The organism is Paenibacillus sp. 32352 (assembly GCF_002042965.1).
Lineage (GTDB): Bacteria > Bacillota > Bacilli > Paenibacillales > NBRC-103111 > Paenibacillus_S > Paenibacillus_S vulneris.
This window is the reverse complement of the sequence record NZ_MZNT01000001.1, coordinates 348,294-362,484: the sequence shown is the minus strand read 5'-3', so window position 1 is coordinate 362,484 and position 14,191 is coordinate 348,294. Positions and strand designations below refer to the sequence as shown.

At 50.1% G+C, this 14,191-nt stretch carries 12 protein-coding genes; 4 read left to right on the top strand and 8 right to left on the bottom strand.

The annotated features are described in order from the left end of the window. Positions 1 to 13 precede the first annotated feature (13 nt). The 4 genes from pstB to B1728_RS01700 form a co-directional block, all read right to left on the bottom strand. Positions 14 to 772 (bottom strand): phosphate ABC transporter ATP-binding protein PstB, encoded by a 759-nt coding sequence (gene pstB / locus B1728_RS01715; protein WP_079908952.1) that lies wholly within the window; start codon positions 770 to 772, stop codon positions 14 to 16. A gap of 5 nt (positions 773 to 777) precedes the next feature. Next, positions 778 to 1,635 carry a phosphate ABC transporter permease PstA gene (gene pstA, locus B1728_RS01710; RefSeq protein WP_079908443.1) on the bottom strand — a complete coding sequence of 286 codons (858 nt, stop codon included), beginning with the start codon at positions 1,633 to 1,635 and terminating at the stop codon, positions 778 to 780. Continuing rightward, positions 1,632 to 2,561, bottom strand: a complete 930-nt coding sequence (gene pstC, locus B1728_RS01705) for a phosphate ABC transporter permease subunit PstC (protein WP_079908442.1) — start codon at positions 2,559 to 2,561, stop codon at positions 1,632 to 1,634. Before pstC ends, pstA begins: the two co-directional genes overlap by 4 nt. Before the next feature lie 231 nt (positions 2,562 to 2,792). Continuing rightward, on the bottom strand, positions 2,793 to 3,707 hold the full coding sequence (locus B1728_RS01700; protein WP_079908441.1) for a phosphate ABC transporter substrate-binding protein: 915 nt from the start codon (positions 3,705 to 3,707) through the stop codon (positions 2,793 to 2,795). Positions 3,708 to 3,952: 245 nt separating this feature from the next. Between B1728_RS01700 and B1728_RS01695 the strand changes: the two genes are divergently transcribed. Continuing rightward, positions 3,953 to 5,893, top strand: coding sequence for a methyl-accepting chemotaxis protein (locus tag B1728_RS01695; RefSeq protein WP_079908440.1), 1,941 nt, complete (start codon positions 3,953 to 3,955; stop codon positions 5,891 to 5,893). Positions 5,894 to 6,149: 256 nt separating this feature from the next. Further along, positions 6,150 to 6,671 carry a MerR family transcriptional regulator gene (locus B1728_RS01690; RefSeq protein ID WP_079908439.1) on the top strand — a complete coding sequence of 174 codons (522 nt, stop codon included), beginning with the start codon at positions 6,150 to 6,152 and terminating at the stop codon, positions 6,669 to 6,671. A 96-nt stretch (positions 6,672 to 6,767) separates the two neighbouring features. Here B1728_RS01690 and B1728_RS01685 read toward each other — a convergent pair whose 3' ends face one another. Beyond that, entirely contained in the window at positions 6,768 to 7,790 is a 1,023-nt protein-coding gene (locus tag B1728_RS01685) for a Gfo/Idh/MocA family protein (RefSeq protein ID WP_079908438.1), read from the bottom strand. A 215-nt stretch (positions 7,791 to 8,005) separates the two neighbouring features. Here B1728_RS01685 and B1728_RS01680 point away from each other — a divergent pair, with 215 nt between their 5' ends. Further along, the gene (locus B1728_RS01680; protein ID WP_256865190.1) at positions 8,006 to 8,806 is read left to right on the top strand and encodes a polysaccharide deacetylase family protein; all 801 of its coding nucleotides are present in this window, start codon (positions 8,006 to 8,008) and stop codon (positions 8,804 to 8,806) included. 230 nt (positions 8,807 to 9,036) lie between these two features. After that, a complete protein-coding gene (locus B1728_RS01675) occupies positions 9,037 to 11,145 on the top strand; it encodes an LTA synthase family protein (RefSeq protein WP_079908437.1) in 2,109 nt (702 codons plus the stop codon). A gap of 88 nt (positions 11,146 to 11,233) precedes the next feature. Here B1728_RS01675 and B1728_RS01670 read toward each other — a convergent pair whose 3' ends face one another. The 3 genes from B1728_RS01670 to B1728_RS01660 form a co-directional block, all read right to left on the bottom strand. Next, positions 11,234 to 11,953, bottom strand: coding sequence for a TerC family protein (locus B1728_RS01670; RefSeq protein ID WP_079908436.1), 720 nt, complete (start codon positions 11,951 to 11,953; stop codon positions 11,234 to 11,236). Positions 11,954 to 12,139: 186 nt separating this feature from the next. After that, a complete protein-coding gene (locus B1728_RS01665; protein WP_079908435.1) occupies positions 12,140 to 13,666 on the bottom strand; it encodes a tripartite tricarboxylate transporter permease in 1,527 nt (508 codons plus the stop codon). A 60-nt stretch (positions 13,667 to 13,726) separates the two neighbouring features. Beyond that, a complete protein-coding gene (locus tag B1728_RS01660) occupies positions 13,727 to 14,188 on the bottom strand; it encodes a tripartite tricarboxylate transporter TctB family protein (RefSeq protein ID WP_079908434.1) in 462 nt (153 codons plus the stop codon). Between the last annotated feature and the right edge of the window lie 3 nt (positions 14,189 to 14,191).

Genomic DNA, 14,191 nt, shown 5'->3' with positions numbered 1-14,191 from the left:
CGCATCGTTTGCATTATCCGAAACGCCCGGTGATGTAATCTTCCGTTCTTTGATCCGTTGGTGCGGTAAAAATTTTATCCGTTTGATCAGATTCAATTAACTCGCCGTTCAGGAAGAAAGAAGTGAAGTCGGAAATACGTGCGGCCTGCTGCATGTTGTGCGTCACGATAATAATCGTATATTTCTCCTTCAAGGTTTGCGTCAGCTCCTCCACCTTCAAGGTAGAGATCGGGTCCAAAGCGGATGTAGGCTCATCCATCAACAGAACGTCTGGCTCTACCGCCAGCAGCCGGGCGATGCAAAGACGCTGCTGCTGACCGCCGGACAAGCCGAGAGCGGATTTATGCAGGCGATCCTTTACCTCATCCCACAACGCGGCTTGCACCAAGCTTTTTTCCACAATTTCATCCAAGACGGCTTTCTTCTTCGTGCCATGTATTCTAGGCCCATAGGCAATGTTATCGTAAATGCTCATTGGAAAAGGATTCGGGCGCTGGAATACCATGCCGACCTTTTTGCGCAAGGACACGACGTCCATCTCTTGGCCATAAATGTTTTGTCCATCCACATAAATGCTGCCTGTAATTCTAACGCTGTCGATAAGGTCGTTCATCCGGTTCAATGTGCGGAGAAAGGTCGATTTACCACAGCCGGAAGGACCGATCAGGGCCACAATGGAGTTGTTTTTGATTTCTAATCCAATGCTGTGCAGCGCCTGATTTTCTCCATAAAACAGGTTGAGCTTTTCTACTTTGATTTTGTTTTTCTCCATCATGCTTATTTCCCCCCGGAAAGTCTTTTTTGTAATAAGCGGCTAGGAATTCCGATCAGCAGGTTGAATACCAGCACGACGATAAGCAGCAGCGCTGCGCTTCCTTTGGCAATTTGCTTGGCGTCAGGAACGATAGCCTCCGATTGGACGTACCATAGATGCGTGGCCAGCGTCTCTCCCATCGCGAGCGGATTCCAATCCGGGAAGAAACGGGATACGGACAGACCGGCGGTATAGATCAGGATGGCCGACTCCCCCAAGGCCCGTCCGGCCACAAGGGTAATCCCGGTAATCAAGCTCGGCATAGCGGCAGGCAAGAGCACTTTACGAATCGCCTGCCAACGGGTCGATCCGAGTGCAAGAGATGCTTCCCAGTATGATTCCGGAACCGAACGAAGCGATTCCTCGGTTACGCGAACCAAGACCGGCAGATTCAGCAGGGATAACGTAGCCGCGCCGCCAATAATGGAAAATTTCAATCCAAACAAGTTCACAAACAGCAGGAAGCCAAACAATCCGAAAACGATGGATGGTACGGAAGACAATGCTTCCACGGAAACTCTTATGAAATCCGTAAATTTATTTTGCTTGGCATAGATCGATAAGTACACTCCCGCTCCGATCCCGATAGGAAGGGAGAACAACAGGGACAAGAACAAGATATAGAAGGAGTTGAACAGCATCGGCCCTACGCCGCCGCCAGCCATAATCTCCTGAGGCTTGCCGGTAATGAATTTCCAGGATAGCTGCGGCAATCCGTCACCCAAGATTCGAATCAGGAACCACGCCAGCAGCAGCATGATCATGATGCCGGTTATCCAGAAGAATGCCGTAGCGATACGATCCGTTGTTTTACTTGTCATTTCAATTCACTCCTCTTGGCAACCAACCGGATGATAACGATCATGGACAAGGAGATCAGGAGCAGCACCAGCGCCATCAAATAAAGCGCGTTATTCCAGGTCGTACCGTAATTCGTGTTCCCCATATCTTTAACGATCGCGGTTGTGAGTACGGTAGTCGATTCCAGCAGTGATCCCGGCATTTGCGGCGAGTTCCCGATAACCATAAACACGGCCATGGTCTCGCCGATCGCTCTGCCCATTCCAAGAATAATCCCTGTTATGATACCTGGACGAGCAGCCGGAATCAGCACTCTCCAGATCGTCTGCCAGCGGGTAGCCCCCAGTGCAAGCGACGCTTCTTCCAATCTGCCGGGCAAAGCGCGAATCGCATCTTCAGAGATGGACAGGATCGTCGGAAGGATCATAATCGCCAGAATAATCGCTGCAGGCAAAATTCCGTACCCGATTGTTCCCGTCATTTTGGCGAGCATCGGAACAACGACGGTTAATCCTATCAAGCCGTATACTACGGATGGAATCCCTACGAAAAGGTCCGTTGCCGGACGCATGATCTCACGCACCCAATTTGGCGCAATTTTTGCCATGAACACTGCACCGGATAAAGCCAGCGGTACGGAAAATACTACAGATAACAGCGTCAGCAGCAGCGTGCTGTACAAGAAGGAAAATATCCCGAATTTATTCTGGCTCGGCGTCCAATCCGTTGAGAAAAAGAACTCCCAAGGGGATACGCCGGAGAATGTCTTGACTCCTTGGATTCCTACGAATGCAATAATGGAGAATATAATGGCTGATACCAGGATGGCGCTGCCGACAAAGATCCATTTCATCACTTGATCCGTGCGGTTTTGTTGCTTGGTCCAGCGGCTAACTTTCTTTTCTACTGTTGCTCTCTCATTCAGCTTGTCAACGAAAGAATTCACGACCTTTTGCCCCCTACTTCTTTATTAAATGAACGACCACGGCTTGCTGCACCGTCATCCAACGTCCGTGCGCCTTGTATGGTTCTTTTTTATCATAGAGGACATTTGTTAAAGCCATGCCGTTGAATTGTTAAGACAATGTAAAAAATGATTGAAACGCGTTGAAAAAATCATCTTTTATGTCAAAAAAGAGACCCGGCTCTATAGAACCGGATCTCTCATGAAGCATTGTTATTTTTTCAGCAGATCAGCAGGCAGGAACTTCAGCTCTTCCACTTTCTTACCTTGGAACTCTGGGCTAGAGATATAGTCGATGAATGCTTTCACAGCGCCTTTAGCTTCGCCTTTAGTGTACATATGCTCGATACCGTACAAAGGATATTTGCCTTCCTTGATCGTTTCTTTAGAGAAAGCTACGCCTTCGAATTTCAAAGCTTTGATAGTGTCGTTCAAGTAAGGAGTATCAACATAACCGATAGAGCCTGGAGTAGACCCTACTGTTGTTGCAACCGCACCGCTGGACTCTTGAGTTACGCCGTCTTTTGTAAATTCTTGCTTATCCAATACGATTTGTTTCACAAGAGCACGGGAACCGGAGCTGTCCGGACGATGAACCACTACGATTTTAGCGTCTTTACCGCCAACTTCTTTCCAGTTCGTAATTTTACCCATGAAAATATCGGCAGCTTGAGCTTTCGTCAAGTTATCTACGTTCACATCTTTATTAACGATCAGTGCGAATGGAGCAATAGCCACTACGTGGTCAACCAAGCCTTTATCTTTGTACTCGTCACCGGCTGCGATGTCGGAGTTACCGATATCGGAAGTACCGTCAGCGACGTTTTTCAGACCTGTACCGGAACCGCCGGCCGTTACGTTAACAGTAACCTTCGGATTTTTTTCCATGAATTCAGTGGAAGCTTGTTTGACCAAAGGAAGCAATGCGCTGGATCCGGATGCCGTTACAGTTCCTGTCAATTCCGTGGCCGGTTCTGGCTTCTTGTCCGTGTTAGCAGGAGCTGCGCCGTTCGTTTGTGCTTTTGAATCAGGAGCCGGTGTTTTCGTACCGCAGGCTGCGAGAACCCCCATAAGAAGAATGGTGATCAATGCGAAGGTGAAACCTTTTTTCGAGAAATGTTTAAACATCTCTTCATGTCCTCCCTTTATTTTGGCTCGTATTTTGTTTACTTGGACATCTTAACAAGCCAATGTAAAGTTTAAACCCTCAAAACGTAAACGGAATGTAAAAGTTATTTTTGTCGAATTTCATTACTTTTTACATATATTTGGCACTGTGTTAATAAACCCTTTCTATACTATAGGAAAAAGGATCTAGGACTTCGATCGAATGTCCCGGTTCTATTAATGAAGGAAAAGTGGAGGGGTTATTCATGAGCGCAAAGACAAAGAAGCTGCCGACTCTATCAAATTGGACTTTAAAAATGAAGCTGGTGTTCGGCATGACCGCGATGCTTGTCTTGTTTCTGATCGCAGCCTTGTACAATCTTCGTCAGGTGGATCAAATGAAGGTGCATCTAAGCCAGCAGAACGATAAGGTGGAATTAAAGCTGATGGCCCTGGAATTAAAGGAAATGGTGCAGGAGCTGAATATCATTGCATCGGGTCTTGAAATTTCCAAGAAAGCCGAGTACATCCCAAAATATAATGAGAAAAGACAAGTTTTCGATGGAATGATCAAAAGAATAGGCGATACGGCCACTACAGCGGAACAAGCCAAATGGCGCAGCAAGCTGATTTCGTTAACGGTTGAATATACGAATACGTTCGACGTTGCGGCCAAGCTGGTACAGGAGAACAAGCTTCCTGCGGCGGACCTCGATAAAAATATGGAGTACTTATATAATGAATCGCAAAGATTGATGGCGGACATATTCGTCAATGTGGACCAATTCTATGTCGCCTACTCGCAGGACGCGGCGCAAGCGATAGCGGAAACCCAGACGCTGCTGGACCGTACGGTCATCGCCATGTGGGTAGCCTCCGTCCTTGTCGTCGTATCGGGTGTCACCATCGCCGCTCTGCTGATCGGTTCGTTCGTCAAGCCCATCCGCAAGCTGCAGCAGGCGGTACAAGCCATGGCCAGAGGCGACTTAAGAGCCAAAATCAACAGCAGCTCCAAGGACGAGCTCGGTGAGCTGAGCCGCAGCTTTGACCACATGATCGATCAGATTCGCGACATGCTCTCGCATATGCAATCCATCGCCTTGTCGCTGTCCGAGCACTCCAGCTCCTTCCATGGCTTCTCCAGCTCTACGGCGGCCGCCAACGCTGATATTATCCGAGCCATACAGGAAATATCTACGGGCGCTGATCAGCAGGCCGGACAAACGGAGCACAGTACGTATCTGATTGCCGAGGTGGAGCACGAGATAGAGAAAATAGCAGAGAATTCCAGAACGATTCAGCAAAAAAGCCGGGAGGCCGCATTTAACACCCATTTGGGCTCCACCTCCATGGAAACATTAAGAGCAGCTACCCAATCCTCCGAAGAGGTGCTGAACAAAGTGTACGCCGCCATGGAAAGCCTATCCGGCAGCACGGTGCAAATTCATCAAATCATCAATACCATTACCGATATCTCGCATCAGACCAATGTATTGGCTTTGAACGCCGCTATCGAGGCGGCACGTGCGGGCGCACAAGGACGCGGCTTCTCCGTTATCGCCGAAGAGGTCCGGCAGCTGTCTCAGCAGACGAATGAATCGTCCAAATCCATCGCGGTCATTATCCGTGCGCTGCTTGAGCAGACCAAGGAGCTTGAAGCGAACCTGAATGTCGCCAGACAATCGTTCGATCAGCAGAACAACAAAATGACTGAGAGCATCGACGCGTTCCAACAGATCCGCACGTCGATGGACATTTTGTCCGAGCATATCGACCATATGCAGGAGCAGATCGGCACCGCGAAGGAAATGAACGGCAAGCTGGTGGAGTCGGTTCAGTTCGTCGCAGCTATCGCTCAGGAAACCGCGGCAGGTGTGGAGGAGGTCAATTCCACCTCGGTGCAGCAGGACACCGCTATCCAGCTTATTGCTTCCCAAGCCGACGATATTCTGGAGCTGTCGAGCAAGCTGTTCCATGAAATTCATCAATTCCAGATTGATGACTATGCGGATCAGGAGACCTGTCTTCCCCCGTCTTCCGCCGGTTCGATGAAAGATGAATCGCGCACGGAAGCGGACTCCGATTCGGACGGGAATGCAGCCCGTTGCCAGCTAGAAGAACCTGTTGTAGAGCAGGGAGCCGGGACAGACCCGGGAGCAGGTCCCCGCAAGCAAGAGGGGGAGAAAAAGCTCGTTAGCATAGGATAAAAAGGATAGACTTCAGGAGAAGGGCGAAGCTTGTCGCCCTTCTCTTTTTCAATTTGACCTTTTTCCCGAATTCCCCGCCTTATTGACACGCCGCCGGGAAAGATTGTCGCATCCATGACGATTGCATAGAAAAACTACTTTCTTTAGCGAATGAGCACTACCTTTGTCACCCTTGCAGGGACTCGGGGAAATGAGGCGAATAGCTAGTATCAGGAAGCAATAATTCATTTCAAGAAACAGATCGGAGGATGTGAAGATGGAATTTGTATCTACCAAAGAAGCCGCTCAGATGCTTGGGGTAAGCTCCACTACGGTGAAGCGTTGGGTTGCCTTTTTTCAAGGATGGTTTCAAAAGGATGCGCTCGGTCATTACATTTATTCTCCCGAAGACATAGAACGTCTGAGATCTATTCATGAGCAGCTTCAGCAAGGCAAGACGATGCAGGCTATCTTGAACGAGGACTCTCCTACTGTGAAGACGTCCCCGTCATTTATTCCCTCACAGCCATCTCCTGTTACGGAGGAGCTTCTTCAGCGTATCAATCAGCTGGAGCTTCAGCTGGCGAAAAAAGCGGACGATATCGTTTCCATGCAAATTTTGCAGCATCGGACCGAGCTTGAGGAAATACGCAAAACCGTTCAGGCGTTGGCGGCGGATGTTGAGAGCATTCAGCGCTCCATGTCCCGCTATTCCGAACGTACCCTCGCCTCCCTCCGCGAAACGCCGAAAGCCGCCAAGAAAAAAAGCTTCATGAGCGCATTATTCAGCTTATTCTAATGTCCCTTATACACTGTCATGAGTACAGGAAAATGCCCTGCGCTCCACCGATCGGGGATGCAGGGCACTTCCATCGTTTTCACAAGCTTCTGTCGGCTATTCTATGTGAGCAACTTCCACTCGCTGTCCCGTACGGATGGAGTCCATAACAGCCTGGGTGAACGCCATATAACGGACTCCGTCGGTGAAAGACGGACTGCCTTTGGTGCCGCTGCGCACCGCTTGAATGAAATCGCGCTCTACGGTCCACTCCTTGCGCTGCGCTTCCGGCACCTCCAACTTCCTTTCCTCGCCTCCGGTATGTAAAACCAGCTGAGTCCGTTCAGGATAACAGGTCAGCGTCCCTTTGCTTCCATAAATGGTCAGCTGGGATTGTCCACCCTGCACCGCTCCTGTGAACAAGGCTGTCAGCAGCGGCCCCCGGGCAAACTGCCCCAGAACCGTAACCGAATCCGGCAGCTCCACCCTGCTCCTGCCATCCCCGTCTTGAGGCCGTTCTTCCACCCAGATACGCCCGTCTGCACATAAAGACTGCATAGGACCGAACCATTTATTCAGTACTTCGCCCATTATCCCGACATCCAGCACATTGATGCCCTGCAAATCCGCTCTCTGTCTCCAATACAGCGGCTTGGACGCATCCGCATATTGCGATGAAGGGTGTGTCAAATGAACATGACGAACCTCGCCAAGCTCCCCGTCCTTCAGCAGCTGCATGACGAACGGCTCTACCTTCATATAATTCGGCGGAGGGCACAGCATCGTCGTCAGGCTCGTCGATTGGTCCAGCTTGTACATCTGCAAAGCATCCTCCAGATTCATAGCCATACGGGCTTGCGAGAATACATGCTTCCCTCTGGCGATGCAGTATTCCGATATTTCCCGGTGCAGAATCGGCGGCGTGCAGATAAATACGGCATCTACCTCGGAATCATCCGCAACCTCCTGCCACGTCTTATATACCTTGCGGAAGCCGAACTGCTCGGCCGCCTCCTGTGCGTTCTCGTATCTCCGATTGGCAACAGCCGCCAGCTCAACGCCTTCTATTTCCTTCAAATTGGGCAGATGACGCGATTTGGCGATCCCTCCGGCTCCGATCATCCCAATGCGAATATTCATATGCAGATCATCCTCTTTTCTTCGATAATGGCTGCGTTCACACTTTCATATATCCTTTTTCTTAACCTCTTTCATCATAATCAAATCCGTACCGCATGAAAAGACAAAAAGCTCCAAATATTTCTTTATAATAGGTCGACAATTCACGACAAATTCCCTCGCTTGGTCTATAATAGATTCATAGATTGATAGACATAATAAGGTGAGTGGAATGGATGAGCAAGTACGCGGCAATTGTAGTTATTTTGATGATCATTTTCTTAGCGGGATGCGGACAAAAACCGGTAAAACAGGAAGCCGTCGAACCGTCTCCGGCACCTGAACCGGCATTAAGCTCCACCCCCATCAGCCAGACCTCCATAACTAAGGAACCGGTTCATCACAGCAGCACCGTTGTGAACCAGGTAAAAATGGCTGAAAAACGCGTCGCATTAACATTTGATGATGGCCCCGACACCAAGTATACGCCGCGGATACTGGATATTTTGAAAAAGCACGAGATCCACGCCACCTTCTTCCTGATCGGGGACAACGCGCGCAAGCACCCTCAGATGGTCAATCGGATTCTGGAGGAGGGCCATGTGCTCGGCAATCATTCTTGGGATCATCAGCTGCTGACCAAGCAGGATGCCGAACAGGTCCAAAGCGAAATCAACAAGACCGATGACCTGCTGAAGAGCATTACCGGACAAGCTCCGGCACTCTTTCGCGCTCCTTATGGGGCGGTATCTGCCGATGTCCTGGATGCTGCTGGAGCCGCAGGGCATCAGATTATCGGCTGGTCCGTCGATACGCTGGACTGGAAGGGCAAATCCGCCGCAGAAATCATGAGCGCCGTCAAAAAAGAATTGCGTCCGGGAGCTATTATTTTGCAGCATTCCGCAGGCGGCAAAGGCGGAAATCTGAACAATACGATTGAGGCGCTACCGTTGATTATCTCCTACCTGAAGGAGAACGGTTATACCATTGTTACGGTACCCGAGCTGCTATCTGATGATCGCGTAGCCATCAAATAGAGAGGTGTCTTCACCGGCAGAAGAAGGCCGCATGACCTTGTGAAGGGTTGCGCGGTCTTTTCCTTTTGCAGGCCGCATTTCAAAGCTTCCTCCGGCTGAAAGAACGGTATGATAAAAGCGTTTCCAAACGGCGGTGCAGCCCCGAATTTTCCCTTATGTTCATGGCCCCCATGTATGCTATACTAGGATGGTGTTTACAATATTTTAATATAGATAATGTGGTGATATACATGGGGGAACTGCAGCTCGCAGTTCGCAATCAGGGGATCAAGGTCGCACGGCGGCTGCCCATGGTTGTCTGGTCTATATGGATTGTTTTTTTAGTGGAGCTCATGAGCAGAGGCGGCTGGGGAGATACCTTCAGCTGGACGTTCCATGCCCTGCCCGAGCTGTTTCTTAACACGCTGGTTGTATTGGCAGTTCTCTTTCTTTTTATCGCTATTACAGGCAGAGTTCAGCTGTCCTTCTGGCTCGTTGCGACGCTTTGTCTTATCATGGGGTTAATCAGCGGAGTCAAGCTGAGCATTCTTGGCGTTCCCTTTCTTCCGTGGGATTTGCTGCTAACGAGCGAAACGAAGGATATGGTGCAATACCTCAGCGGACTTCTTAACTTTACGGTCATTTCCGGTATTATTGCGTTTATAGCGATCAGTCTGCTGCTGCTTTACAAGCTTCCGCGGTTTCCTTTCTTCTTCCGCTGGAAGCACCGTTTAGTTCTGGGCATTGCATCCGTTCTTCTATTGGGCTCGATCTACACCGACGGCTCTCTATCCTTGAAAACCTGGACCAAGGTTCAGAATTTGGCCTGGGACCCGTCGGAGAACGTGCGTACGAACGGATTTCTGCTCTCTACGATGATGAATATGAAATTCCTCTTTATGAGCCAGCCGGAAGGGTATGACGCCGACAGTATACGAAACGTCGTTTCATCCGTAACCCCCGCCGTCAGTTATCCGGGGGACGTTAAGCCTAACATCATCGTCGTACTGAGCGAATCGTTCTGGGATGCGACGCAGATCAAGAATATCAAGTTCAGCCGCGACCCGCTTCCGTTCTATCATGAACTGGTTTCGAAGTACACCAGCGGCACCATGCTGTCCCCGCAATACGGCGGCGGAACGGCGAATGTGGAGTTTGAGGTGCTCACAGGCAATTCGATGCGTTTCCTGCCACAAGGCTCGGTAGCTTACAATCAATACATTAACAAGGATATCGATTCGCTGGCCGGAATCTTATCGCGGCAGGGCTACAAGACGACAGCCATTAACCCGTTTCACAGCTGGTTCTATAACAGCAAGAAGGTTTATGAGAAATTCGGGTTTTCCAAATTCATTTCACAGGAATTTATGAAGCAGGATTATGAGGGGCCTTATCTTGCGGATCGCGAGGTGGCAAGGCAAATATTCGAAGCAAGCGCCCGGACGGAGGGACCTGACTTTATTTTTGCCAACACGATGGAAAACCACTTCCATTACTATCCGGGTAAGTTTAAGGAAAATACGATTGAGGTGACCGGTGTCACAGGGGAATCCAAAGGCTTGCTCGAAACGTATGCCCAAGGACTGCTTGGCGCTGACGACATGCTGAAGCGCATGGTGACCCATTACGAGAGCATCGACGAACCAACGATCATCGTGTTCTTCGGGGATCATTTGCCTAGCTTGGGCGATGACTATAAAGCGTATAGAGATACAGGCTACCTGAAAGAAAACGATCCTGATTTTCTCGATAAAATGTACCGGGTTCCCGTGCTGGTGTGGAACAACTACCTGCATGTGCCGAAGGAGCATTTGGATATGAGCCCTTCGTTCCTAGGACCTTACACCTTGAAGCTGGCGCAAAGGCCAGGCAGCTATTACACGGATTACTTGTACCAGCTGTACCAGCGAATTCCGGTCATCCCGCCGGAGAACCGGTATGCGGATATGAAAATAAGCAAGGAAAGCTTAAAAACGTACGAAAGATTACAGTATGACATTATATTTGGTCAACAATTTGGCTACGATGGGCTGAAGAATAAGATCCATGACGAACATTACACGCTCGGTACGGGATCCATGGTCATCAACAGCGTTCAAGCCGAGTCTTCACAGGATGGGGATGTGTTGAAAATCTCGGGAGCGAATCTTCCGTTCAACAGCATTCTAAGCATTAACGGTGAGCAGGTTCCGACCCAATGGACCAGCGACAAGGAGCTGAAGGCCTCCATGCTTCCGGATAAGGCCAAACCAGGCTCATCCCCGCTAAAGCTTGAAATTATTGTGAAGGATTCGAAAAATGCCATCATAGCTAAATCCAACGAATACGATTATTCGAGAACCGCCGTTGGGGTCAAATAGCCTTTCTCCAAACAACAAGCTCGGCCGGATCTCTGCTTCCATGCAGACGCATCCTGCCGAGCTTTTATCATCTTAAGCCCTGACTTTTTTATACGTGACTCTGTACCTCTTGTTCTTGTGCCGCCGGAATCTGCTGCTCCTTCTCCTTATGCTGCCGCTTCTCGAGCAGTTTGCCTATAGCGACGACGAGAACGCCGAGCGCAACCGGAACCAGCGTATGAAGCGCAGGACTGAGCGACTCTACCGCATGACCGACCATCTTGTCGTTAAGCATCATTTCTCCCGATGTATAGCCGAGCAGGGCGACCCCTAGCAGCACAATAACCGGGTAGCGCTTCATCAAGCTCATCAGCAGCTTGCTTCCCCATATAATCAATGGGATGCTGAAGGCAAGTCCACATCCGATTAACAGGTAATTCCCTGCGGCGGCTCCGGCAACAGCAAGCACATTATCCAGACTCATCACCAGATCGGCGACAATAATCGTTTTGATGGCGGCTCCGAGCCGATGACTGGATGCGAGCTTCTCCTCGTGATCCTCCTGCTTCATTAATTTCAGCGCGATCCATAATAACAGCACGCCGCCCGCCAGCTGAACATAAGGAATTTGCAGCAACCATACAGCGGCAAAGGTCAGCACCACCCTGAGTACAATAGCTCCCAGGCTCCCCAGAAAGATCGCCTTCTTTTGCTGCTCCTGCGGCAAGCTGCGGCATGCAAGAGCGATAACGACCGCGTTGTCACCGCTTAAGACGATATTAATAAACATAATCTGCACAAGTCCTAACAGCAACCATTGAACATCCATAGCGGTTTGTTTCCTTTCTTAATGAGTTCTGCCAATAGGGTTCCCGATTCCAATGCAAGGAATAGTACGGGCATGGAGGACCAAATACTATATTCATATGGGATTTCCCTGCAAAAAAGAATACCTTGATAACGGATAAGCAGCAGTACCGGCTTTTTTAGCGCCGGCACTGCCGCTCCGTCCTCTTTATCCTTCTTCGTTAACCAGTACGTTCTTCCCTCTCATCTTGAGGAAGAGCGGAATTGTGATCCACAATAATCCAATGATCAGAAAGACTAATGATACCGGCTTTTGCAGAAAAATCATGAAATCGCCATTGGATATCGTCAGCGCTCTGCGCATGTTATTCTCCATCATCGGGCCCAGAATAAGTCCCAGCACGAGAGGCGCCAGCGGGTAATCATTTTTCGCCAGAAAATATCCGACAAGGCCGCAGCCCATAATGAGCAGCAGGTCGAAGGTCGAGTATTGCACGGCATACACGCCGAACACCGAGAACACAATGATCAAAGGAATTAAATATTTGGTCGGCGTCTCGATGACCTTGGCGAACACTTTCACGAGAGGCATGTTCAAAACGAGCAGCATCAAGTTGCCGACAAACATACTGGCAATAACACCCCATGCGAGCTGTGGGTGGTCCTGGAACAAGAGCGGACCCGGCTGCACGTTATACATGATAAAGGCGCCCATCAGAATCGCCGTCGTCCCTGAGGACGGGATTCCCAAGCTGAGCAGAGGGATCATGGCTCCGCCGGATGCGGCATTGTTCGCCGATTCAGGGGAGGCAACCCCCTCGATAGCCCCTTTGCCGAATTTATCCGGGTTTTTGCTGAGCTTCTTCTCAACGATGTAGGCGAAGAACGAAGCCAGAATAGCGCCTGCTCCCGGCAGCAGGCCGATGAAGAAGCCAAGTACGGAGCCCCGTGCGATCGGGGCCGCGCTATCCTTCAAATCCTGCTTCGTCGGCAAAATGCGGTTGATCTTCGCAAGCTCGCCGTCGTTGCCTTCCCGCTCCAGGATCGTCTTGAACACTTCGCCTACGGCGAATGTACCTACGGCAACCGTCAGAAATTCAAGCCCCTGGTATAGCTCCGGAATGTTGAAGGTAAACCGTTCGACTCCGGACACGCTGTCAATACCGATCGTCGCGAGCAGCAAACCGAACGCGGTCATCATAAGTGCTTTGACCATCGATTTGCCGGCGAGCCCGCTTATCGCCAGAAGGCCCAGCACCATCAGCGAGAAATATTCCGCAGGACCGAATTTGATCGCCACCGCGGATAGCGGACGTGCCAGAAAAATCAAGCCGATCAGCGAAATGATGCCTGCCGCGAAGGAGCCGATGGCTGAGATTGCGAGAGCCGCCCCAGCCCTGCCCTGTTTGGCCATCTGGTAGCCGTCAAGCGTCGTGACGACAGAGGAGGACTCTCCTGGAGTATTCAGCAGAATCGAGGTCGTCGACCCGCCGTACATAGCGCCGTAGTAGACCCCTGCAAGCAATATGATGGAGCTGGTAGCGGCTTCTTCAGGCCCCAGCCCGCTTGTCATCGTCGCCGTGATCGGGATCAAGAGCGCAACGCCGCTCATGGGGCCGATGCCTGGAAGCACACCGACGACCGTGCCGATTAACACTCCCAGGAAGACGAATACGAGGTTATGCCATTGCATCGCTGTTCCTAGTCCATGAAGCAAATAATCTATCGTGCTCAATTTCATTACCTCCTGCAAGCTTATGCATGGAACCTATGCTTCTTCCTTAAGCTCGTAAAATTATGATAAGCCTAGCCAAGTTGGGAATCCGGGAAGAGAACCGTCCAGCACGTTAACATACAGAAAATACACACCGTACGAAAAAAATGCGGAAATGAGCAGCGAGATCCAGATTCTTCCCCTTTGCATCGTCTGAAAGCCTATGAACAGGAATAAAAACGTCGAGATGACGAACCCGATATCCTCCAGAAAATATGCGTACAGGACAGCTGCCGCAAAAATAATACCAAATCTTTTATAGTCCAGGTTCTGCTTCTGTTTCTCTGCCTGCTGCCTGCGAAACGTCTCGTAGATAAGTCGAAGGCTCAAAAGAGCGAGAAAAGCGCCTAGCACCATAGGAAAAATGTTCGCCCCGACATTGCTGCCGTACGCGCTTGTCGATATGCTGCGGCTCCCGATGGCGAAGGCTGCGCCTATCGCCAGAAAAACAATTCCGGCGTAACGGTCAAACGTTTTATTCATAGC